The sequence below is a fragment of the Micromonospora sp. RV43 genome (assembly GCF_001029515.1).
In the GTDB taxonomy this organism is placed as follows: domain Bacteria; phylum Actinomycetota; class Actinomycetes; order Mycobacteriales; family Micromonosporaceae; genus Micromonospora; species Micromonospora aurantiaca.
On the sequence record NZ_LEKG01000126.1, the window covers coordinates 1 to 22,665 of the forward strand.

General features: G+C 73.2%; 19 protein-coding genes and 1 pseudogene. 6 read left to right on the plus strand and 14 right to left on the minus strand.

What is annotated here, in order from left to right; translation table 11 throughout:
- Positions 1–135: 135 nt before the first annotated feature.
- The 3 genes from cutA to ABD52_RS25855 are packed head-to-tail and all read right to left on the minus strand — an operon-like array spanning position 136 to position 2,369.
- Positions 136–456 (minus strand): divalent-cation tolerance protein CutA, encoded by a 321-nt coding sequence (gene cutA, locus ABD52_RS25845; RefSeq protein WP_013288324.1) that lies wholly within the window; start codon positions 454–456, stop codon positions 136–138.
- 56 nt (positions 457–512) lie between these two features.
- The gene (locus ABD52_RS25850; protein WP_013475296.1) at positions 513–1,535 is read right to left on the minus strand and encodes a 1-acyl-sn-glycerol-3-phosphate acyltransferase; all 1,023 of its coding nucleotides are present in this window, start codon (positions 1,533–1,535) and stop codon (positions 513–515) included.
- On the minus strand, positions 1,536–2,369 hold the full coding sequence (locus tag ABD52_RS25855) for a patatin-like phospholipase family protein (RefSeq protein ID WP_013475295.1): 834 nt from the start codon (positions 2,367–2,369) through the stop codon (positions 1,536–1,538).
- Positions 2,370–2,548: 179 nt separating this feature from the next.
- Between ABD52_RS25855 and ABD52_RS25860 the strand changes: the two genes are divergently transcribed.
- Positions 2,549–4,072: a serine/threonine protein kinase gene (locus tag ABD52_RS25860; protein WP_047893522.1), complete on the plus strand. Its 1,524-nt coding sequence runs from the start codon at positions 2,549–2,551 to the stop codon at positions 4,070–4,072.
- A gap of 4 nt (positions 4,073–4,076) precedes the next feature.
- Here the strand turns inward: ABD52_RS25860 and ABD52_RS25865 are convergent, their stop codons facing one another.
- From ABD52_RS25865 to ABD52_RS25905, 9 genes are all read right to left on the minus strand, one after another.
- The gene (locus ABD52_RS25865; protein WP_200905237.1) at positions 4,077–5,138 is read right to left on the minus strand and encodes a glycosyltransferase family 4 protein; all 1,062 of its coding nucleotides are present in this window, start codon (positions 5,136–5,138) and stop codon (positions 4,077–4,079) included.
- A 133-nt stretch (positions 5,139–5,271) separates the two neighbouring features.
- Entirely contained in the window at positions 5,272–5,943 is a 672-nt protein-coding gene (locus tag ABD52_RS25870) for a BON domain-containing protein (RefSeq protein WP_013288329.1), read from the minus strand.
- Between the two features lie 135 nt (positions 5,944–6,078).
- Positions 6,079–7,593 carry a S1C family serine protease gene (locus ABD52_RS25875; RefSeq protein WP_013288330.1) on the minus strand — a complete coding sequence of 505 codons (1,515 nt, stop codon included), beginning with the start codon at positions 7,591–7,593 and terminating at the stop codon, positions 6,079–6,081.
- A 62-nt stretch (positions 7,594–7,655) separates the two neighbouring features.
- The gene (locus ABD52_RS25880; protein WP_047893523.1) at positions 7,656–9,212 is read right to left on the minus strand and encodes a cell wall metabolism sensor histidine kinase WalK; all 1,557 of its coding nucleotides are present in this window, start codon (positions 9,210–9,212) and stop codon (positions 7,656–7,658) included.
- Complete coding sequence (locus ABD52_RS25885) at positions 9,209–9,910, minus strand: response regulator transcription factor (RefSeq protein ID WP_030271847.1); 702 nt, start codon at positions 9,908–9,910, stop codon at positions 9,209–9,211. Before ABD52_RS25885 ends, ABD52_RS25880 begins: the two co-directional genes overlap by 4 nt.
- 64 nt (positions 9,911–9,974) lie before the next feature.
- Positions 9,975–10,595, minus strand: coding sequence for a PadR family transcriptional regulator (locus tag ABD52_RS25890; RefSeq protein ID WP_030271849.1), 621 nt, complete (start codon positions 10,593–10,595; stop codon positions 9,975–9,977).
- Positions 10,592–11,422, minus strand: a complete 831-nt coding sequence (locus ABD52_RS25895) for a DUF4097 family beta strand repeat-containing protein (protein WP_047893524.1) — start codon at positions 11,420–11,422, stop codon at positions 10,592–10,594. Before ABD52_RS25895 ends, ABD52_RS25890 begins: the two co-directional genes overlap by 4 nt.
- 124 nt (positions 11,423–11,546) lie before the next feature.
- The gene (locus tag ABD52_RS25900) at positions 11,547–12,431 is read right to left on the minus strand and encodes a 1-acyl-sn-glycerol-3-phosphate acyltransferase (RefSeq protein WP_047893525.1); all 885 of its coding nucleotides are present in this window, start codon (positions 12,429–12,431) and stop codon (positions 11,547–11,549) included.
- Entirely contained in the window at positions 12,428–13,204 is a 777-nt protein-coding gene (locus tag ABD52_RS25905; RefSeq protein ID WP_013475288.1) for a GNAT family N-acetyltransferase, read from the minus strand. The genes ABD52_RS25900 and ABD52_RS25905 overlap by 4 nt, the downstream gene beginning before the upstream one ends.
- A 173-nt stretch (positions 13,205–13,377) precedes the next feature.
- Here ABD52_RS25905 and ABD52_RS25910 point away from each other — a divergent pair, with 173 nt between their 5' ends.
- The 5 genes from ABD52_RS25910 to ABD52_RS25930 all read left to right on the plus strand — a co-directional run bounded on the left by ABD52_RS25910 (position 13,378) and on the right by ABD52_RS25930 (position 20,186).
- Complete coding sequence (locus ABD52_RS25910) at positions 13,378–14,034, plus strand: hypothetical protein (protein WP_013288337.1); 657 nt, start codon at positions 13,378–13,380, stop codon at positions 14,032–14,034.
- A gap of 141 nt (positions 14,035–14,175) precedes the next feature.
- Positions 14,176–15,114: an ABC transporter ATP-binding protein gene (locus ABD52_RS25915; RefSeq protein WP_030271852.1), complete on the plus strand. Its 939-nt coding sequence runs from the start codon at positions 14,176–14,178 to the stop codon at positions 15,112–15,114.
- On the plus strand, positions 15,111–15,938 hold the full coding sequence (locus tag ABD52_RS25920) for an ABC transporter permease (RefSeq protein WP_013288339.1): 828 nt from the start codon (positions 15,111–15,113) through the stop codon (positions 15,936–15,938). Before ABD52_RS25915 ends, ABD52_RS25920 begins: the two co-directional genes overlap by 4 nt.
- A gap of 258 nt (positions 15,939–16,196) precedes the next feature.
- Positions 16,197–19,940, plus strand: a complete 3,744-nt coding sequence (locus tag ABD52_RS25925; RefSeq protein WP_047893526.1) for a multifunctional oxoglutarate decarboxylase/oxoglutarate dehydrogenase thiamine pyrophosphate-binding subunit/dihydrolipoyllysine-residue succinyltransferase subunit — start codon at positions 16,197–16,199, stop codon at positions 19,938–19,940.
- Positions 19,941–20,006: 66 nt separating this feature from the next.
- Positions 20,007–20,186, plus strand: coding sequence for a DUF6104 family protein (locus tag ABD52_RS25930; protein ID WP_013288341.1), 180 nt, complete (start codon positions 20,007–20,009; stop codon positions 20,184–20,186).
- A gap of 35 nt (positions 20,187–20,221) precedes the next feature.
- On the opposite strand, the gene ABD52_RS25935 is transcribed toward ABD52_RS25930, so the two are convergent.
- Together ABD52_RS25935 and ABD52_RS40305 are read right to left on the minus strand one after the other, a co-directional pair.
- On the minus strand, positions 20,222–22,324 hold the full coding sequence (locus ABD52_RS25935; protein ID WP_235437556.1) for a bifunctional polysaccharide deacetylase/glycosyltransferase family 2 protein: 2,103 nt from the start codon (positions 22,322–22,324) through the stop codon (positions 20,222–20,224).
- Positions 22,325–22,549: 225 nt separating this feature from the next.
- Positions 22,550–22,665, minus strand: a pseudogene (locus ABD52_RS40305) (phosphate acyltransferase); the annotation flags it as partial.

Below are 22,665 nucleotides of genomic sequence, written 5' to 3' on the forward strand. Positions count from 1 at the left end.
GGTAGGGCGGGCGGCCGCAGGCGCGGCATCCGGCGACGAGGTCGGCCGGGGCGCCGCAACCGGGGCAGGGGTAGCCGGTGTTCTCCACCCCGCCAGCTTCGTCAACGGCGGAGCGGACCGACAGAGTAGGAGTACCTAGGGCCGGGTCTGCTCGTGTACCCAGGCGGTGTAGCCGGGGTTGCCGCTGTCCTCCCGGCTGACCAGGATCTCCGGCACCTCGTACGGGTGGTTGGCGCGGAGCTGGTCGACCAGGGCGTCCACCCGGTCCGGCGCGGTCTTGAACCGCACCTGCCACTCGGCGGTGGTCTGGATCGCCGACTGCCACCAGTAGGTGCTGTCCACCGGGCCGCCGACCTGGGCGCAGGCCGCCAGCCGGCCGGCGACGGCCGCGGCCGCCAGCACGTCCGCGACCCCGCGGGCGTCCACCACAGTCGTCACCACGCAGATCTGATCCACCAGCGCACCCTACGTGGCGTACCGCCGCCACGCCGAGCAGGCGCAGGGGGAATCGGTCAGGTGTCGGCCGCGCCGTTGCGGTTGGCGGCGATCCACGTGTCGATGCGGGCCCACCAGTCGAACAGCCAGTCGATGCGTTCCTGCTTGCCGGCCGGGATCTCCTCCGGCGGCACCGACCAGAACCGCATCACGATCCGCTTGTCCATCGGCAGCTCGCGCCACACGTCGGCGACGGTGAGCATCTGGTCCAGGCCGGTGTGCGCCACGAAGATCACGCCGGCGTCCGGCGCGGCGTCGAGCGCGGCGAGCAGCCCGCCCGGCTGCGGGGCGAGCACGTGCCGCAGCCGCTCGGCACGCCGCGCCATCCGTTCCAGGCCGAGCGACCGCAGCCGGTCGATCGCGCGCAGCCGCCGCGACGGGGTGAAGTTGCCGCCCTCCGGGAAGATCACGAAGGCGTCGTCGTCGTCCAGGCCGGTGGCCAGGTGCCCGATCTGCCGCACCACCGACTCCCGCCCGTCCGGCCCGGCCGCGATGAACCGGTTGGGCAACCGGTTGAGCAGCACGTCGATGGCCGGATCCCACTGGAGGGTCTCCTTGAGCACGATCCGGGGTTCCCGCCTGAACCAGTTCACCAGCGCGTGGATCAGGATGAACGAGTCGCCCGGCCCGGCGTGCCGGCAGACCACGAGTTCGGGACGGCCCGGCAGGGCGGTGTCCGGGTCGGTGCCGACCACGTCGATGCTCAGCCGCAGCGTCCACCGGGCCTGCCAGAACATGATCCGCAGGAACCACCCGGCCAGGACGTAGTGGGCCCGCTGGAAGGCCGGCGCGCGTTTGTACGCGCCGAAGCCCGAGGCGAGCCAGAGCAGGAACAGGGCGAGCAGCGCGGCGGCGTCCCAGACCAGGTAGACGGTGCCGATCCAGAGCAGCCGCAGCGGGCGCAGCCGTCCCGGCACCAGCGGGGACGCGGCGAGCGCCAGCAGCGCCCAGGCCGGCAGCGTGGTCACCACGAGGAAGGCCAGCAGCACCACACCAGGGGCGAGCACCAGCCGGCGTAGCCAGCGGGGTGGCAGCGGCATTCAGCGCTCCAGCGCGGTGTCCAGGTATCGGCGGGAGGCAGTGTACGCGCGACTGATCCGCCGTCCCACCGCCGCCGTGTCCCGGTACGCCCACGGGCTGTCGTCGCGCGGCTCCAGCCCGCCGGTGGGCAGCACGTGCACCTCGACGTCCTCGGGCAGCGCCGCCATCTCCCGCGCGAACCGGTGCCGGCGGGCGATCTCGAACGCCACCTGGGCGATCTCCCAGGGGCGGCGCGGCGGCGTCAGCTCGCGTTCGATCCGGCCGACCTGGAGCACGAAGATCTGCTTCGCGCCGAGCAGCACCGCCTCGCCGACCGGGATCGAGTTGACCACCCCGCCGTCGATGTAGTGCTGGCCGTCGAGCTGGGTCGGGGGCAGCAACCCGGGCACCGAGGCGGAGGCGAGCACCGCCGGCACCAGCGGTCCGGTGTGGAACCAGTGCTCGGCCGCGCGCTCGATGTTCGCGGCGCAGCAGCGGAACGGCACGGCCAGGTCGGCGAACGTGGTGTCCTCGCCCAGCGCGCTCTCCAGCAGGCGGTACAGCGGCCGGGGCGAGTGCAGGTGGGTACGTGCCGCGAACCGGCGCAGCTGCCGGGCGACCGAGTCGCCGTACACCTCGCTGGCCTCGGGCGACGCCCAGAGCCGGACCAGCCGGTCGGTGACCGCCTCGGTCGGGTCGGCGGCGACCAGGGCGCCGTTGACCGCGCCGATCGACGTACCCAGCACGAGGTCGGGTCTGATCCGGGCGCGGAACAGGGCACGCAGCATGCCCACCTCGACCGCGCCGAGCACTCCCCCGCCGCCGAGCACGAACGCCACCGGACCTGCTGCCATGCCGTTCATCCTGGCACGCGGCCCACACCCGGCCGGGTGGCCGCCCCGACCGAGGTGGGAGCGTCACGCGACGCCGCCCGGGCTATGACACAGCGCGATCGTCAACGGGACGACTGTTGACAGGTCAGACACATTCCCGCAACCTGATAGCGCTCCCGAGCCCAGGCAGGTGCGAGCTGATGGCGACACTCCAGGCCGGCCGTCTGCTGGCCCGGCGGTACCGGCTCATCGACCGGATCGGTGCCGGTGGCATGTCGGTGATCTGGCGTGCCCGCGACGAGGTGCTCGACCGGGTGGTGGCGGTGAAGGTGCTCGCCCCCTCGCTCGCCGCCGACGCGCGGTTCCGCGACATGGTGCGCGAGGAGGCCCGCTCGGCCGCCCAGCTCGACCATCCGCACGTCACCGCCGTGCACGACTACGGCGAGACGGTGGCCCCGGACGGCTCCATCACCTCGTTCGTGGTGATGGAGCTGCTCAGCGGCGAGGAGCTGGAACACCTGCTGACCCAGGGGCCGCTGCCCTGGCCGGCGGCGGTGGAGACGGGCGCGCAGGTGGCCGAGGCGCTGGCCGCGGCGCACCGGCTCGGCATCGTGCACCGCGACGTGACCCCGGCCAACGTGATGATGACCGGCACCGGCGCGAAGGTGCTCGACTTCGGCATCGCCACCCGGATCGGCACGCCGGACGACGACGAGGACGGCGGCACGTTCGGCACCCCGGCGTACGTGGCCCCGGAGCGGCTCGACGGCGCGCCCGCCCAGCCGGCCACCGACGTGTACTCGCTCGGCGTGCTGCTGTTCGAGACGCTGACCGGGCACCCCCCGTACCCGGCGGAGACCTGGGAACAACTGAGCGCGGCGCTCGCGGACTGTCCGGAGCCCACACTGGACGACGTACCGGGCCTGCCCGGGCCGGTCGCTGACATCTGCCTGCGCTGCCTGGCCCGCGACCCGCGTCACCGGCCCACCGCGCACCGGGTGGCCGCCGTGCTGCGCGACCAGATGCTGCCCGCCGACCCGCAGGCGGCCACCATGCTGGCGCCGACCATGACGCTGCCCGCGCTGACCTCCCCGCCGCCGGCCGGCCCGGAACCGGCGGGGCCGCCGACCCCGGTCCAGGCCCCCGCGGCGCGGCCGATCCCGGGCCAGGCCCCCGCGGCGCAGCCGATCCCGGAGCCGGGGCAGGATCCCGCCGCGCAGCCGGTTCCGGGCCGGCGGCGGACCCTCACGCTGGCCGCAGTCGGCGTGACTGTGGTCGCCGCGGCGGCGCTGCTGGCGTCCGCGCTGACGCCGGACCGGCCCGCCGGCCCCCGGGTGCTGCCGACCGCCGGGCCGGTGCAGCCGTCGCCCGCCGAACCGCCGGTGACCGAGGAGCCGGCCACCACGCCGCCGGCCGGGCCGACCACTCTGCCGCCGACCGGCGGCGTGCGCCCGCCGGCCGCCGGTCAGGCCGACGCCGCCGAACGGGTGGACGGGCTGATCGAGGCCGGGCTGACCGAGGGCCAGATCCGCGAGGACGTCGGGGTGGACCTGCGCAACCTGCTGCGCAACGCGGTCGCCGCGAACGGCGAGGGCGAGGTGACAGCCGCCGTGGACCGGCTCCGTGGCAAGATCGACGAGCGCCGCCGGGAGGGCAGCATCAGCCCCGGGTACGCGCGGCGACTCGACGCCGCCGCGGCGGAACTCGTGGCCGGGCAGACCTGACGGGTCAGCCGGCCACGACCGGCGCGACCGCCCGCTGTGCCCGTGCGGGCGCCCGCGCGGCCAGGAAGCCCCGGTAGACCGCCTCGTAGTCGGCGGCCATCCGCTCCACCGAGAAGTTCTCCGCCACGTGCGCCACGCAGTCCGCCGGGTCCAGGTCCGCCGCCGCCCGCAACGCCGCCGGCAGCTCGCCCGGGTGGTCGCAGACGAAACCGGTCACCCCGTCGCGGACCAGTTCCGGCACCGCGCCCCGGCCCAGCGCCACCACCGGCGTACCCGTCGCCATCGCCTCCACCATCACCATGCCGAACGGCTCCGCCCACTGGATCGGCATGATCAGGCAGCGGGCGTCCAGCAACAGCCGCAGCGCGGTCACCCGATCCGCGTTCACCACGGGCGTCACGTCGTCGCCGAGCAGCGGCCGGACCACCTGCTCCAGGTAGCGGCGCTCAGCGGGCTCGTTGCACTTGCCCGCGAGCGTGAGCGGCAGCCCGGCCGCCCGGCAGGCCGCGATCGCCACGTCCGGGCCCTTGTCCGGGCTGAACCGGGCCAGCCAGAGCACCGGGCCCGCGCCCGGGCTGCGCTTGCGGGGGATGTCCCGCAGCGGCATCGCGTTGTGCACGGTGCCGGCCCAGGGCAGCCCCGGGTTGGCCCGGCGCTGGGCGTGCGAGATCGCGATCAGGCCCACACCCCGGTCGGTGTTGCCGAGCACAGTGCCGTACTCGCCGACCGGGTTGCCGTGCACGGTGGCAACAGTGGGCACGCGGCGGCGGCCGGCCACCATCGGGCCGATCGTGGTGTGGTCGTGGATCAGGTCGAAGTCGGCCGGGTCGACCAGGCGGTCCACGTGGGCCAGGTGCGCCAGTTCGGGCAGCGACTCGCCCATCCGCTCGTACTGGAGGTCGTCGCAGGTGGAGACGAAGTCGGCGGCGGTGCCGTGCTCGGTCCCGGCGCCGAACAGCGTGACGCGGTGCCCCCTGTCGACGAGCGCGTCGACGAGCCCCGCCACCACTGTCTCCAGCCCGCCGTAGCCGGGCGGCGGCACCGACAGCCACGGCGGCACCACCATGGCGATCCGCAACGGCCCGGCCCACGCGCGCTCCGAGGACTGCTGGTTCACGGCCACGAATCCTCCCCGTCGGTCCCCGGCGTACCCCGCTGCGCGCGGGTTCCCGGCCCGGCCCGCGGTAAACGACGGGCGGTCAGCCGGACACCACGATCGCGACGTGCACCTCCCGTACGCCGGGCAGCGCCCAGGCGGCCCGTTCCGCGTCCTCCCGCTGCCACCAGGCGCTCACCACTCCGTCGAGCACCACCGTGTCGCCGTCGACCCGGGCGTCGATCCGCTCGGTCCCGGTACGCCGCAGCAGCAGGCGGCGCAGGTCGATCCGCTTCTGCTCGTCACTCGGCGGGGTCGGCGGCCGCACCTCGACCAGGTTCGTCACCCCGCGTACGCCGCGCAGCCGGCGCAGTTCCCGTTCGGCGGTACGGCGCTGGAAGCCGAACTCGACCTCGCCGCGCAGCATGATCCAGCCGTCGGCGACGGTCACGTCCAGCCGCTCGGCGGGCACGAAGCTGTCCCACTCCAGCGCCCGGCTCGCAGCGATCGCGATGTCGGCGTCGGTACGCCGGTCCGTGGCGGGCAGGTCGACCGCCAGGTCACTGGCGACCGCCCGGACGCCGCGCACCCGGTGGGCGCAGCGCTCGACGGCCCACCGCCGGGCGTAGCTGTCCACCTGGCCGGTGAGCGTCACGACGCCCCGCGCGACTGTCACGCCGACCTCGGTGGCCCGGGTCTGCGCGTCCCAGTCCAGTTCGGCGAGGACGTCGCGCTGGATCTGCTGGTCGGTACGCACGGCGGACGTGGTGGTCATGCCCCGACCCTCCCGCCGGTACGGGTGAGGCGCGCTCACCCGTACCGGGTGAGAAACGAGGAGGGGCGGCGGGTGACGGAGCCAACCCCCTTGGCTCCGTCACCCGCCGCCCGGGAGGGAGGCAGGTCCTCGGGACTATGACGTCTCGGCGAGCGTCACGGTTGCGTTCTCGGTGGATCCGTTTCGCTTGTACTGCACCTCGACCCGGTCGCCGACCTTGCCGGCCTGCACGGCGCCGACCAGGTCGTTCGAGTCGTTGATCACCTTGTCGCCGAACTTGGTGATCACGTCGCCGCGCTGGATCCCGGCCTTCTCGGCGGGGCTGCCGGGCGTGACTGCGGCGACCAGCGCGCCGCCGTCCTCGGCGCCGTTCACGCTCACCCCGAGCGAGGGGTGGCTGATCTTCTCGCCGCGCTGGAGCTTCTCGGCCACGTTCTTGGCCTTGTTGCTCGGGATGGCGAAGCCCACGCCGATGTTTCCGGTGCTGCCCTGCCCGGCGGTGGCGATGGCGGTGTTGATGCCGATCACCTCGCCCCGGGTGTTGACGAGCGCGCCGCCGGAGTTGCCCGGGTTGATCGGGGCGTCGGTCTGGAGCAGGCCGGAGATCGAGCTGGCGCCCTGCTGCGGGTTCTGCTGGCCGCCCTCCCCCGCCTGGATGGTGCGGTCGCGGGCGCTGAGGATGCCGGCGGTGACCGAGCCCTGGAGGCCGAGCGGGCTGCCCAGGGCGAGCACCTGGTCACCGACCTGCATGGCGTCGCTGTCGCCGAACTTGGCCGCCTTCAGGTTGCTGACGCCACTGGCCTGGACCACAGCGAGGTCGGTCTTCGGGTCGGTGCCGACGATCTTCGCGGAGGCGCTCTTGCCGTCGGCGAAGACCACCCGCACGGTGTCACCACCGGCGCCGGCGACGACGTGGTTGTTGGTGAGCACGAACCCGTCGGCACTGAGGATCACCCCGGAGCCCTCACCGCTGTTCGTCATGATCGTGACGATGCTGTCCTGGACGGAGGCCGCGATCTTGGGCAGGTCGGCGCTGTTGATCACCGGCGCGGCGGAGTAGGTGCGGGTGGGGCCGTCCCCGTCGAGCGCGAGGGCGAGCGCGCCACCGGCCGCGCCGGAGCCGAGCATCAGGACCAGCGCCAGCGCGCCCGCGCCGACGAACTTCCCGGCCCGGCTGGGGCGTGCCGGCTGCTGCGGGCCCCACTGCGGCATCGGCTGCCCGGGCTGGTACGACTGGTATCCCTGCTGCGTCTGGTACGGCTGTGCCTGGTACGACGGCACCGGCCCACCGTGCTGCGTGGACGGGTAGCCCGCGGCGGTCTGCTGGTTCCAGCCGCCCTGCTGGTGCTGCTGCCCGTACCAGGGGTGCGGCTGCCCCGAGGCCGGGTACGGCGGCGCGGACGGCGTCGCCGGCTGCGGCGGGTACGGCCCGGCGGGCGCGGTGTTTCCGGCGCTCTCCGCCGGGTTCGTGTGCCCGGCGGGCGTGCTGGTTCCGGCGGCCGGGGAGTCGGCCGGAACCGACGCCGCGGCCGGGGTGCTGGAGGAGTCCGACGTCCCGCTCTCGAGGCGGGGCAGCTCGGCGGTGTGGTGCGACGGCTCGGCGTCGGCGGGGGCCGGCGACCGCTGCGGATCGGTCTCGTGGTCGGTCATGCCACCAGCTTTCCCCGTAGCACTGTCACCAGCCTGGAATCCGCCTGGAAGTTTTCTGAATGTCACTCGCCGGGCTCGGGCTCCTCGGGCAGCAGCGGCAGCTTCACCCGGAAGGTCGCCCCTCCGCCCGGTGTCTCCGCCACCTCGACGGTGCCGTGGTGCGCGGCGACGAGCGCGGCCACGATGGCCAGGCCGAGGCCGGTGCTGATCGGCCCGCCGGCCCGGCGGGTACGGGCGGCGTCCACCCGGTAGAACCGCTCGAAGACCCGTTCGGCCTGCTCCGGGGTGAGGCCGGGACCGGTGTCCGCCACCTCCACCACGGCGAGGTTGCCCGCCTCGGCCCGCAGCCGCAGCGTCACCGAGGTGTCCGGCGGCGTGTGGGTGAGCGCGTTCGTCATCAGGTTGCCGATCACCTGGCGCAGGCGCGCGTCGTCGCCGAGCACCACCAGCGGCCCGGCGCCCGGTTCCCGCTCCAGCTCGATCCGCCGGTCCGGGGCGACCACCCGGGCCGCCTCGACCGCGTCGGACGCCAGCACCGGCAGCTCGACCGGGGCCAGCGCGATCGGCCGTTCCCGGTCCATCCGCGCCAGCAGCAGCAGGTCCTCCACCAGCAGACCCATCCGGGACGCCTCGTCCTCGATGCGGCGCAGCAGGTCGGCGGTCTGCTCCGGCGCCCGCGCCGCGCCCTGGCGGTACAGCTCGGCGAAGCCCCGGATGGTGGTCAGCGGCGTGCGCAGCTCGTGCGAGGCGTCGGCGATGAACTGCCGCATCCGCTCCTCGGACCGGCGGGCCCGCGCCTCCGACGCCTGCGCGTACGCGGCGGCGTCCCGCGCGCCCATCTCGGCGCTGCGCGCCGCCGCCTCGGAGGCGGCCCGCGCGGTGAACGCGGCCTCGATCTGCGCGAGCATCGCGTTCAGTGCCCGGGACAGGCGGCCCAGCTCCGAGGTGGGGCACGGCCGCCCCATCTCCGGGTCGGGCACCCGCCGGGTCAGGTCGCCGCCGGCGATGGCGGCCGCCGTACGCTCTATCTCCACCAGCGGCTTCAGGCTGGTACGGACGATCCCGGCGCCCACCGACGCCAGCGAGATCAGCACCGCGCCGCCGACCAGGAGGTCTATCCAGACCAGCCGGCCGACCGCGGAGTCCACGCCGGTGAGGTGCTGCCCGAGCGCGATGATCCGCCCGTCGGGCAGGGCGGTGTAGAGCATCCGCCACCGGCTGCGGCCGTCCTCGGAGCGCACGGTGAACGGGTCGCCCACCCGCTCCCGGTAGCCCGCGTAGTCGGCGGGGAACCGGGGCAGTTCCTCTTCGCGCAGGCCCTCGTAGCGCGTCGGCTCCTCCGGCAGCTCACCGGGCGCCATCACGGACGCCACGTAGTCCGACGGAATGGTGATCTTGATCCCGCCGCCGCCGGCCTTGTCGAGCGTGTTGGCCACCGTGTACGCGCCGCCGCGGAGCTGGTCGTCCGCCTGCCCGATCAGATAGTTCCGCAGCAGGAACGCCGTCAGGCCGCTGATCACCACCAGCGCCACAGCCACGAGCGCGAGGACCGCGGCGACGAGCTTCAGCCGGAGCGGGACGCTGCGCAGCCTGCCCTTCGCGTCGTGGACGACGTTCACGCCGCCGGCTTGCGGAGCACGTATCCCACTCCCCTGAGCGTGTGGATCAGCCGGGGCTGGGTGTTGTCGACCTTGCGCCGCAGGTACGAGATGTAGGACTCGACGATGTTGTCGTCACCGCGGAAGTCGTAGTTCCAGACGTGGTCGAGGATCTGCGCCTTGCTGAGCACCCGGTTGGCGTTGAGCATCAGGTAGCGCAGCAGCTTGAACTCGGTCGGCGACAGCTGCACCCGCTGGCCGGCCCGGTGCACCTCGTGGGTCTCCTCGTCCAGCTCCAGGTCGGCGAAGGTGAGGCGGGACGGGGCCTGCTCACCGGTCGCGGTACGCCGCAGCACGGCCCGGATACGGGCGGTCAGCTCCTCCAGGCTGAACGGCTTGGTGACGTAGTCGTCGCCGCCCAGGGTGAGCCCGCGGATCTTGTCGTCGGTGGCGTCACGCGCGGTCAGGAACACCACAGGGGTACGCGTACCGCCCTCGCGCAGCATCCGGATGACCTCGAAGCCGTCCAGGTCGGGCAGCATCACGTCGAGCACCACCAGGTCGGGCCGGTGGTCCTTGGCGGCGTTGAGTGCGGCGCTGCCGCTGGTCGCGGTGGCCACGTCGAAGCCCGCGAAGCGCAGGCTCGCGGAGAGCAGTTCGAGGATGTTGGGATCGTCCTCGACGACGAGAAGCCGGGCCTCGGTCTGGGTAGCCGCCATGGCACCCATCATCCGTGCTCCGGCTGCGGCCGCGCTGGGTGCTCCCTGGAAACAACCTGTGAGATCAGCGGAGCAGCCGCCGCAGCCCTTCCAGCGCACCGTCGAGCAGCCGGATCGCGGTACGGAGCTGGTTGTCGCTGAGCCGCCGGGCCCGGACCAGCGCCCCGACCTCGACGGTGAACGCGGCGAGCCGCTGGTCGAAGTCGGCGAGCAGCGGCGACTCGTCCGGGCGGGCCGATCCCCCGTCGCCCGCCGGCCGGGTGGTCGCGGACGCCGTCCAGCCGCCCTGCCGGGTCTGCCGGGCCGCCTCGCGCAGCTCCCGCTTCAGGTCGCGCACCGATCCGCGTACCTCGGTGCGGATCTCACCGGCCAGCGCGGAGAGGTCCTCGACGGCGGCGCCGATGTCGCTCTCCAGCGTCGACAGCTCGTCGGCGCGCTGCCGCAGTTCGGCGCGGCCCGCCTCGGTGATCTCGTAGACCTTGCGCCCGCCCGCGGCGGTGTGCGTGACCAGCCCTTCCGCCTCCAGCCGTTGCAGGCGCGGGTAGATGGTGCCGGCGCTGGGCGCGTACAGGCCGAGGAAGCGCTCCTCCAGCAGACGGATCAGCTCGTAGCCGTGCTTCGGGCCGTCGTCGAGCAGCTTCAGCAGGTAGAGCCGGAGCCGGCCGTGGCTGAACACGGCGGTCACGGCACGTCCTCCACATGGTCGGCGGGCGCGACCGGGCGGGCGAGCAGCGCGATGCTGCCGGAGGTCGCGGAGGCCCAGAGCCTACCCGCACCCCCACCGAGCACACCGTGGCTGTCCTTGATCGAGCCCAGCCCGCGCCCACCGCCGTCCACCTGGGGGAACCCACTGGTGATCTTGCCGGAGGTGGTGTGCAGGTGCACTGTGAGGTCGCTGTCCTCGCGGACCCGCACGGTGATGCTGCCGGAGATGGCGCTGAGCCGGATCTCGCTGCCGCGCGGGTTGTCCAGGTCGCAGGTGATCGAGCCGGAGACGGCGTGCGCGCGGACCCGCTCGGGCGCGCTGTCGGCGAGGATCAGCTCACCGGAGACCGTCTCCAGGTCCAGGTCGCCGCCGATGCCGAGCGCCTCGACCGGCCCGGAGATGACCTTCGCGCTGGTGCGTCCCCGCAGCCCGCGCAGCGTGACCTGCCCGGAGGTGACGTCGACCCGGGTCTCCCGGCGCAGCCCGGAGGCGACGAGCGCGCCGCTGACCACCGACAGGGTGGCGAGCACGTCCGGCGGAACGGCGACCGACACCTCGGCCCGGATCCGGTTGCCGAACCAGGAGAAGATGCCGAGCAGGCCGGGCTTGCGCTTGTGCCGGATCGTCAGCCGCCCGTCGCGTACCTCGACGAGAAGCGGCCGGCTGCTGATCCGGGTCACGTCGACCCGGGCCGGACCGTCGGCGCCGACCACGTTCAGCCGGCCGCTGATCAGCTCGGCGTCGAGCCGGGTGATCGGCTCGTCCAGCGTGATGCGCTGCGGGTTGTCGACCGTCCAACTGACCATGACACGCTCCCCTCGTCGGCGTACCGGCCCACGGCACGCCAGGTGTTGCGAGGAGCGTAACGCGATACATCGCGACTGAACAAGACACTATCGCGACTATGTCGCGTCCCCGACGACTGAGCGGTCAGGCCGCCAGGTCGAGCTGGGTCGCGAGCACGGGACGCGGGGCCGGGCGGACCGCGGCCTCGGCGATCCGGGCCAGCGCCCGGCGGTCCGCGCCCTCGGCCGGGTGCAGCGCGGCGCTCACCGTCACCGACACGGTCAGGTCCCGGGCGGCGAGCACCCGGCGCATCGACGCCCAGAGCGTCTCCTCGCCGAGGAAGGCGGGCAGCGTGCTCGGGTCGCCCGCGTACCGGTAGCCCAGGCTCAACGGCACCACCGGCGCACCCGCCGCCACGGCGGCCTCGAACATCGCCGGGCGGAAGCCGCGGCTCGGGCGGCAGTCCGTCGCGGCTCCGCACCAGGTCGTACCCTCCGGGAACACCGCCACCGACCGCCCGGACCGCAGCGCGCCGGCCACCCGCGCGACGGTGGCCGGCAGGTCACGCGGCCGGGACCGGTCCACGAAGACGGTGCCCGCCGCGGCGGCCAGGGCACCCACCAGCGGCCAGCTCCGGACCTCGCGCTTCGCCAGCATCCGGGCCGGCGACACGGCGAGCACCGCCAGGACGTCCAGCCAGGACACGTGGTTGGCGACCAGCAGCGCGCGCCCGCGCGGCACCCGGCCGCGGACCAGCAGACGCACCCCGAGGGTACGCAGCGTCCACCGCGCCCAGCCCCGCGACGCGGCCCGGCCCCGGGCGGCGGGCAGCACCGGCAGCAGCGCGGCCAGACCCGTCCCGGCCAGGAGCATTCCGAGTACGCCGAGCAGCCGCCCGGCCCGGCGCAGCCACGACACGTCCGGGGCGGCGTGCGGCGGCAGACAGTCCGGCCCGCAGCCCGAGGCGGGCCGCCACAGGCCCTCCCCGGCAACCGGACCGGCCGCCCACGACTCGGCGGCGGCGGTCACGACCCGGCCTCGCCGAGGAAGTGCCGCAGGTAGCGCGGGTTCATCCGGTCCAGCGAGAACAGCACGTAGAAGTCGGCGCAGCCGAAGTCCCTGTCGTACGCGGGCTCGCCAGCCACCCAGGCGCCCAGCCGCAGGTAGCCGCGCAGCAGCGGCGGCACGAGCGCCCGGCGTCGCGCCGGGGTGAGCGCGGCGAGGTCGGCGGCGGGCGCCTCGGCGAACCAGGGCCGGCGCGGGGTGACCCGCAGCAGCGGCGGGGCGAGGTGCCGGGCGGTGACCTCGGCCCACACCTGCGCGGCGGCGGTCCCGCCGTCGGCGACCGGCACCGAGGCGCAGCCACCGAGCCAGCGGGCGCCGCGCAGGTGCAGGTAGCGGCAGATCCCGGCCCACATGAGGTTGATCACGGCGCCGGTGCGGTGGTCCGGGTGGACGCAGGAGCGGCCCGCCTCGACCAGGTCGTCGCGGAGCGGGGCGAGCGGGCCCAGGTCGAACTCGGCGTCGGCGTACCGGCGGTCGGTGCGGCCGGGCGGCAGCAGCCGGTACGTGCCGACGACCTCCCCGGTCCCCTCGTGCAGCACCACCAGGTGGTCGCAGTACGCGTCGAACCCGTCGGTGTCGAGCCCGGTGGCGGCGGTCGGCAGGGTGGCGCCGAGTTCGCCGGCGAACACCTCGTGGCGCAGGCGTTGCGCGGCCGCGACCAGTGTCGGGTCGTCGGCGATCAGCAGGGTGTAACCGCTGGTCGTGAGCGGTGCGCCAGCGGCGTGCAGAACGGCCATGACTCCTGTGTAGGTGCCCCGGGTTGCCACCGGGCGGGATGAGGGGTGTCGATCCGGTGAACGCCGGTCGGCGGCGGCGTGCGAACCGGGACGGCCGGGACGGGACCGGCGTGTGCGAGGCTGCCGGGCGGACCGCCCGCGACGGCGCCGGCGGAGGGGAACCGGAGGTGCACATGCTGGTCGAGGCCCGCTTCCAGGGGCCGGACGGCTCCGGCAACGGCGGCTGGAGCGCCGGGATCTTCGCCGCGCTGATCGACGACCGGGGCCCGGTGGAGGTCACGTTGCGCCGGCCGCCGCCGCTGGACACGCCGCTGACCGCCGCCGACGGCGAGGTACGCGATCCGGACGGACACCTGATCGCCCAGGTACGCCGGGTCGAACCGGTCGACGCGGTGGTGCCGCCGGTGGACCGGGCGACGGCGGCCGACGCCGCGCGGGCGTACCCCGGTCTGGTCGACCACCCCTTCCCCCGCTGCTACGTCTGCGGCCCGGCGAACCCGGACGGGCTGCGGATCTTCCCCGGGCGGCTGCCGGACGGGCGGACCGCCGCGCCGTTCCGCGCGCCGGCCGACGTGGTGCCCGCGACTGTGTGGGCGGCGCTGGACTGCCCGGGTGGCTGGGCGGTGCTCGCGCCCGGCCGGCCGTACGTGCTGGGGCGGATCGCCGCGCAGGTCACGGCGCTGCCACGGCCCGGCGACGAGTGCGTGGTGACCGGCCTCGCGGTCGGCGGTGAGGGACGCAAGGCCGAGGTGCACACCAGCCTGTACGGTTCGGACGGCGCGCTGCTCGGCCGCGCCCGGGCCACCTGGGTGGCGCTGCCGACCCGGTGATCTCCTCCCTGAGGAGGACGGCGCGTACGCGTCCCGCCTGATTGACCCCCTTGCGCCGGGTTGGAAGGCTGTTGCCGGGTGCCCCCGCAACGGCGCCCCCACCGGCGCGCGACGAGCCCGCCGGGGCAGGAGAGGAGAATGATGTCCGACGGGCAGCCACGCCCCAGTGCCGGGACCGGCCAGATCATCGTGTCCGGCCTGACCAAGCAATACAAGACCGTCCGCGCGGTGGACAACCTGTCGTTCACGGTCGAGCCGGGCCGGGTCACCGGCTTCCTCGGCCCCAACGGCGCCGGTAAGACGACCACGCTGCGCATGCTGCTCAACCTGGTGACGCCGAGCGCCGGCACGGCCACCATCGGCGGCAGCAGGTACGCCGACCTGCCCGATCCGCTGCGTACGGTCGGCGCGGTGCTGGAGGCGTCCAGCGCGCACAAGGGCCGCACCGGCATCAACCACCTGCGGGTGATCTGCGCTGCGGCGGGCCTGCCGAAGGAGCGCGCCGACGAGGCGCTCGCCCTGGTCGGGCTCTCGCCCGCCGCCAAGCGCAAGTTCAAGGGCTACTCGCTCGGCATGAAGCAGCGGCTCGGCATCGCCGCCGCGATGCTCGGCAACCCGCAGGTGCTGATCCTGGACGAGCCGGCCAACGGCCTGGACCCGGAGGGCATCCGCTGGATGCGCGGCTTCCTCAAGGGGCTGGCCGCCGAGGGACGGACGGTGCTGGTCTCCAGCCACCTGCTCTCCGAGATGCAGCTGCTCGCCGACGACGTGGTGATCATCGCGGCCGGCAAGCTGGTCCGGCAGGGCCCGGTCGACCAGGTGATGGCGTCGATGACGCACGACGTGCGGGTGCGGGTGCGCACCCCGCAGGCCGACGAACTGACCGCGGCGCTGCGCGAGCAGTCGGCCGTCGTCGACACCGACCCGCACGGCGCGCTGCTGGTGACCGGCGTGGACGCGCCGGCTGTGGGCCGCGTCGCGCTGGCCGCCAAGGTCGAGCTGCACGAGCTGACCACCGAGCGCCCCGACCTCGAAGGGGTCTTCCTGGAGCTGACGGCCGGAAAGGCGGAGATCCGATGACGCTTGTCCGATCCGAACTGCTCAAGATCCGTACCACCAGCACCTGGTGGATCTTCGGGCTGATCAGCCTGGCGCTGTGGGCGCTCACGCTGTTCTTCAACTGGTTGCAGACCGAGGCGCTGGCCGGCGGGGACTTCGGCGAGGTGCCGGCCGACCAGTCCGACCAGTTGCAGGCCATCTCGGCCGCCGACAACCTGGCGGCCAACCTCTACACGAACGGCCAGTTCTTCGGGCTGCTCATCGTGCTGCTGCTGGGCATCGTGGTGGTGACCAGCGAGTTCTTCCACCAGACGGTGACCACCACGTTCCTCACCGCGCCGCACCGCACCGCTGTGATGCTGGCCAAGCTGGCCGCGGCCGGCGTGCTGGCGCTGCTGTTCTGGCTCGTCACCACGGTGCTGAACCTGGTCACCGCGCCGCTGATCCTCAGCTCGGTGGACGTCGGCTCGCAGCTCGGCAGCGGCGCCGTGTGGCGGGCGATCGCGCTCAACGGCCTGGCGTACCTGCTGTGGTCGGTGCTCGGCGTCGGGCTCGGCGTGCTGATCCGCAGCCAGATCGGCGCCACCGTGACCGGCATCCTGTTCTACCTGGGCGGCGCGATCGGCGCGGTCATCGTCCTCAGCCTCCTCGCGGCGCGGTACGGCGACTGGATCAACAAGCTCCAGCTGCTGGTCCCGTCGCTGGCCTCCGGGCTCATGGTCGGCGGTGACACGGACATCCCTGGTAACCCGCCGCAGTGGGCCGGCGCCCTGGTGCTGATCGGGTACGCGGTGGTGGCCGGCGCGATCGGCGTGGCTACGATCCGCAAGCGCGACATCTCCTGACCTCGCGTCGGGGACGGACCCCGGTCGGTGACGGACGTCATCGGCCGGGGTCTCGCTCGTCTAGCAGGAGTCGGCGGATCACGCAGCGTTTGCCGAACTTCTGGCATCTTCTGTGAAACGGACCACCAGCCGGAGGCGAGAATGCCTGCGCGCAGCGCACGGCGTAGCCTTGGCATCGGTTTACCCAGCGTCGGCAACCGGGGGTCACCGGGGGCCACCGTGACATTCACAACCGCGTGAAAGAGGCGATTAGCGGCCGTGTCGACCCAGCAGACTTCGCAGGAGAACCCACTGGCGGGTTTCGGCCCGAACGAGTGGATCGTCGAGGAGATGTACCAGCGTTACCTCGCCGACCCCTCGAGCGTCGATTCGGCCTGGCACGACTTCTTCGCCGACTACCGGCCGGCCCCGGGCGCCGCCACACCGCGCCCGGACGGGCAGGCCAAGCCGGCCGCGAAGCCGGAGCCGGCCGAGCAGCAGGAGGCGGTGGCGACCGTCACCGCGCAGCCCGCCAAGGCCGAGCCGAAGGCCGCCCCCAAGGCCGCGCCCGCCCCGGCCAAGCCCGCCGCCAAGCCGGCGGCGAAGGCCCCTGAGCCGGCCAAGAAGTCCGCCCCGGCCAAGCCGGCCGCCAAGGCGCCGACCGCGAGCGCCGCGGGCACCACGCCGCTGCGCGGCGTCGCCGCCAAGATCGTGCAGAACATGGACGCGTCGCTGTCGGTCCCGACCGCCACGAGCGTGCGCGCCGTCCCGGCCAAGCTGCTCGTCGACAACCGCATCGTGATCAACAACCACCTGACCCGCGGTCGCGGTGGCAAGGTCAGCTTCACCCACCTGATCGGGTACGCGCTCGTCCGCGCGGTCGTCGAGCACCCGGAGATGAACAACTCCTTCGCCGAGGTCGACGGCAAGCCGGCGATGGTCCGCCCGGAGCACGTCAACCTGGGCATCGCGATCGACCTGGTCAAGCCGGACGGCTCGCGCAACCTGGTGGTGCCGTCCATCAAGGGCTGCGAGCAGATGGACTTCCGGCAGTTCTGGCAGGCGTACGAGGACGTGGTCCGGCGCGCCCGCCGCAACGAGCTGACCATGGAGGACTACTCCGGCACCACGATCTCGCTCACCAACCCGGGCGGCATCGGCACGGTGCACTCGATCCCGCGCCTGATGCAGGGGCAGAGCGCCATCATCGGCGTCGGCGCGATGGAATACCCGGCCCCCTACCAGGGCATGAGCGAGGCCACCCTGGCCGAGAACGCGGTCAGCAAGGTCATCACGCTGACCAGCACGTACGACCACCGGATCATCCAGGGCGCGCAGTCCGGCGAGTTCCTGAAGGTCATGCACGAGCTGCTGCTCGGCGAGCGCGGCTTCTACGACGACATCTTCACCTCGCTGCGGATCCCGTACGAGCCGGTGCGCTGGATGCGCGACGTGGCCGTCGACAGCGAAGGCCAGATCAACAAGACCGCTCGGGTGCACGAGCTGATCCACGCGTACCGGGTGCGCGGCCACCTGATGGCCGACACCGACCCGCTGGAGTTCAAGATCCGTAAGCACCCGGACCTGGACGTGCTCCAGCACGGGCTCACGCTCTGGGACCTCGACCGCGTCTTCCCGGTCAACGGCTTCGCCGGCCAGCAGCGGATGAAGCTGCGGTCGATCCTCGGCGTGCTGCGCGACTCGTACTGCCGCCGGGTCGGCATCGAGTACATGCACATCCAGGACCCGGAGGAGCGGCGCTGGATCCAGGAGCGGGTCGAGCGCAAGTACGAGAAGCCCAGCTCCGACGAGCAGAAGCACGTGCTGAACCGGCTCAACGCCGCCGAGGCGTTCGAGACGTTCCTCCAGACCAAGTACGTCGGCCAGAAGCGCTTCTCGCTGGAGGGCGGCGAGTCGCTGATCCCGCTGCTCGGTGAGGTGCTGGAGTGCTCCGCCGAGGCCGGGCTGGACGAGGTCGTCATCGGCATGGCCCACCGCGGCCGGCTCAACGTGCTGGCGAACATCGTCGGCAAGCCGTACGAGAAGATCTTCTCCGAGTTCGAGGGGCACCTCGACCCGCGGTCCACGCAGGGCTCGGGCGACGTGAAGTACCACCTCGGCCAGAACGGCAAGTTCACCACCCCGGACGGCGAGCACGCGGTCAAGGTGTCGGTGGTGGCGAACCCGTCGCACCTGGAGGCCGTGGACCCGGTGCTGGAGGGCATCGTCCGGGCCAAGCAGGACCGCATCGACCTCAAGCTGGAGGGCTACACAGTGCTGCCGCTGGCGGTGCACGGTGACGCCGCCTTCGCCGGCCAGGGCGTTGTGGCCGAGACGCTCAACCTGTCCCAGCTGCGCGGCTACCGCACCGGCGGCACCGTGCACGTGGTCGTCAACAACCAGGTCGGCTTCACCACCGCCCCGGAGTACAGCCGGTCCAGCCTCTACAGCACCGACGTGGCCCGGATGATCCAGGCGCCGATCTTCCACGTGAACGGCGACGACCCGGAGGCCGTGGTCCGGGTGGCCCGGCTCGCGTTCGAGTACCGGCAGGCGTTCAACAAGGACGTCGTGATCGACATGGTCTGCTACCGCCGGCGCGGGCACAACGAGGGCGACGACCCGTCGATGTCCAACCCGGAGATGTACAAGATCATCGACTCGAAGCGGTCCGTCCGGAAGCTCTACACCGAGGAGCTGATCGGGCGCGGCGACATCACCGTGGAGGACGCGGAGGAGCTGCTGCGCGACTACCAGGGGCAGCTTGAGCGGGTCTTCAAGGCCACCCGGGACGCCGCGACCACCCCGCGTCAGCTCAGCCGCCCGGCGCGGGAGGAGGAGCCGGAGCCGCAGGTCGACACCGCCACCGACGCCGCAGTGGTCAAGGCGATCGGCGAGGCGCACGTCAACCTGCCGGAGGGCTTCACCCCGCACAAGCGGATCCAGCAGCTGCTGGAGCGGCGCCGCAAGATGTCCGTCGAGGGCGGCATCGACTGGGGCTTCGCCGAGATCATCGCGTTCGGCACGCTGCTGCACGACGGGGTCACCGTCCGGCTCGCCGGGCAGGACTCGCGCCGCGGCACGTTCGTCCAGCGGCACGCCTCGGTGGTCGACGCCAAGACCGGCGAGGACTACCTGCCGCTGAAGTCGCTCACCGCCGACGGCGAGCGGTCGCGCTTCTTCGTCCACGACTCGCTGCTCTCCGAGTACGCGGCCATGGGCTTCGAGTACGGCTACTCGGTGGAGAACATCAACGCGCTGGTGGCCTGGGAGGCCCAGTTCGGTGACTTCGTCAACGGCGCCCAGTCGGTGATCGACGAGTTCATCTCCTCCGGCGAGGTGAAGTGGGGCCAGCGCTCCGCGGTGACCCTGCTGCTGCCGCACGGCCACGAGGGCCAGGGCCCGGACCACACCTCCGGCCGCCCGGAGCGGTTCCTCCAGCTCTGCGCCGAGGACAACATGCGGGTGGCCATCCCGACCACCCCGGCGAACTACTTCCACCTGCTGCGCCGCCAGGCCCTGTCGCCCAAGCGCAAGCCGCTGGTGGTGTTCACGCCGAAGTCGCTGCTGCGGCACAAGCTCTGCGTGTCGCCGGTGGAGGACTTCACCACCGGGACGTTCCAGCCGGTGCTGGCCGACACCGCGGCTCCGGCGCCGGAGCAGGTGAAGCGGGTGCTGCTCTGCTCGGGCAAGGTCTACTACGACCTGTTCCAGGCCCGGCAGGAGCGGGGCGTCACCGACACCGCGATCCTCCGGATGGAGCAGCTCTACCCGCTGCCCGTCGAGGAGGTCCGGGCCGCGCTGGCGCAGTACCCGAACGCCGAGGACTTCGCCTGGGTCCAGGAGGAGCCCGCCAACCAGGGCGCCTGGTCGTTCGTCGCGCTCAACCTGCTGGAGCACCTGCCCGAGGTCCGGCTGCGCCGCATCTCCCGCCCGGCCGCCGCCGCCCCGGCGGTCGGCTCGGCGAAGATGCACGAGGTCGAGCAGAACGCGCTGATCGAGGCGGCTCTCCCCCGCCCGTGACATCACCGGCAGCGGCCCGTCCCGACCCGGGGCGGGCCGCTGCCGTACGACGACGAGAGGAACACCGTGTACTTCACCGACCGTGGCATCGAGGAGCTGGTCGAGCGCCGTGGCGACGAGCAGGTCAGCATGGAGTGGCTGGGCGAGCGGCTGCGTGACTTCATCGATCTGAACCCGGAGTTCGAGACCCCGATCGAGCGGTTCGCCACCTGGCTGGCCCGCCTCGACGACCCGGACGACGACTGACCGGGCGACGGACCGACGCGCCGCGCGGCCGGGTCTCAGCCGGTCGCGCCCCGCCCGGCGACCCGGAGGTCTCCGGTACGCCGCAGCTTCTGCCAGCCGAGCCGGCCGCCGGTCAGCGCGGTGCCGACGGCCTGGAGCAGCACCAGGTACATCACCTGCCGGTAGACGAACTGCTGCAACGGCAGCACCCAGAGCACACCGAGCTTCTCCCGGTCCAGCCGGAAGGCGAGCACCGCGGTGAGGAGCTGGAGCGCGAGCATCGCCAGCCAGGCCACCACTGTGTCGCTGCGATCCAGGAAGATCAGCCCGTAGATCGCGAGCAGGTCGATCACCGGGGCGGCCAGCGGCAGCAGCACACCGAACAGCGTCAGGAACGACAGGCACCGGCGGCCGAACCGGCCCGACCGGCCGCTGTCGATCACCGAGCGCCGGTGCTTCCACATCGCCTGGAGGGTGCCGTAGCTCCACCGGTACCGCTGCTTCCACAGCTGGCCGACGGTGGTCGGGGCCTCGGTCCAGGCGCGGGCGCTCTCCTCGTACACGATGTGCCAGCCGGCCCGGCCGAGGGCGATGGTGACGTCGGTGTCCTCGGCCAGCGTGTCGTCGGTCATGCCGCCCACCTGCTCCAGCGCCTGGCGCCGGAACGCGCCGATCGCACCCGGGACGGTGGGCATGCAGCGCAGCGTCTCGTAGAGGCGGCGGTCGAGGTTGAAGCCGATGACGTACTCGATGTGCTGCCACTTGGCGATCAGGCCGCGGCGGTTGCCGACCTTGACGTTGCCGGCGACCACGCCGACCCGGGGGTCGGCGAACGGCTGGACCAGCCGGCGGACCGAGTCCGGCTCGAAGATCGTGTCGCCGTCGACCATGACGATCAGGTCGTGCCGGGCCAGCGCGACGCCGGTGTTGAGCGCGCTGGGCTTGCCGCCGTTGGGCTTGCGCACGACCCGCACGTTCGGCAGGCGCAGCGCCGCGACGATGTCGGCGGTGCCGTCGGTCGAGCCGTCGTCGACCACCACCACCTCGATGCCGCCGGGGTGGTCACCCAGGGCCAGCGAGCGGACCGCCGCGGCGATGCCCTCCCGCTCGTTGTACGCGGGCACGATCACCGAGACCGGTTCGGTGACCGGCGGGCCCCAGGACCAGTCGCGGCGACGGCGGCGGCGCGCGTGCCGCGGGGCCACGACGAACAGCAGCAGGGTACGGCCGATCGTGAGCACCCCGACGAGCACGAAGAAGACGCCGAGCACCCCGAACATGCCGTCGGCGACGCGTACCGCGCCGACCAGGACGTGGCCCCGCCACCGCTCGTCGAGCGGGGCCGCCGTCTGCCCGCCGACCGGGCCTGATACGCCTGCCGCCGCGAACGTCTGGTTGAGCCCTTCGCTGACCGTGGTGAAGCGGTAGCCGCGCTCCAGCATCATCGGGATGTACCGGTCCAGCGCGGCCACGGTGCCGGACCGGTCGCCGCCCGCGTCGTGCCAGAGCGCGATCGTGCCCGCCGTCCCGTCCGGCGTGGCGTTGGCGACCATCTCCTCGACCGACGGAAGCTCCCAGTCCCGGCTGTCGACGTCGTTGACCACTGTGAGGTAGCCCAGTTCGCCGGCCTGCCGCAGCATCGGCCAGTCCCGGTCGGTGTAGGCGTCCGCGCGGGACGAGTACGGGAACCGCAGCAGCGACGGCCGGACGCCTGTGGTGCTGGCGACGGCGAGCTGCGTCTGCGCGTACTCCAGTTCCCGCCGCCAGTCCGGCAGCGCGGCGAGGTCGGGATGGGTGAACGTGTGCACGCCCAGCTCGTGTCCCTCCGTCACCAGCCGGCGGGTCACCTCCGGGTTGCGGACGACCTGTGAGCCGATGACGAAGAAGGTGCCCTTCACCTGGTACTTGTCCAGGACGCGCAGCACCTCCGGCGTCCACCGCGGGTCGGGCCCGTCGTCGAAGGTGAGCGCGACGGTACGCGGCGGCAGCCGGTGCGACTGGGTCCGGCCCTCCGCGCCGACGTTGACGATCGGGCCGCCCCCGATGACCGAGCTGGGGACCTCCCGCTGGCTGCCGGGCGTCACCCGGTTGTCGGGCACGAACGCGGCGTTCGTGTACGCCTCGACGACCAGCAGACCGGCCAGGACGACCACGACCATGGTGACCAGGGCCCAGCTCGGCCGGGGCAGCAGACGCCGCCCACGGGACCGGCGCGCGCCGGGGATCTGCCGGACGTCCAGCACGACTGTGGACGCGTCGTCCGGCCGCCGCCCGGCCCGGTGCCGGCGGGCGGCGTGCACGCGGCGGGGATCCAGTGGGGCGGTGGGCTGGTCACCTGTCGACGGGCGGGCGCCTCGTCACTCATCGGCGGGATCGGCCGGCGCGACGGGGTCGGCGGGCAGCATGAAGAAGACGCTGGAGGCGACGGAGACGCCGGGCACGGTCCGGATGATCTCGAAGGCCGGGCGGATGGTGGCGGCTGTGGTGTGGGTGGCGCCGG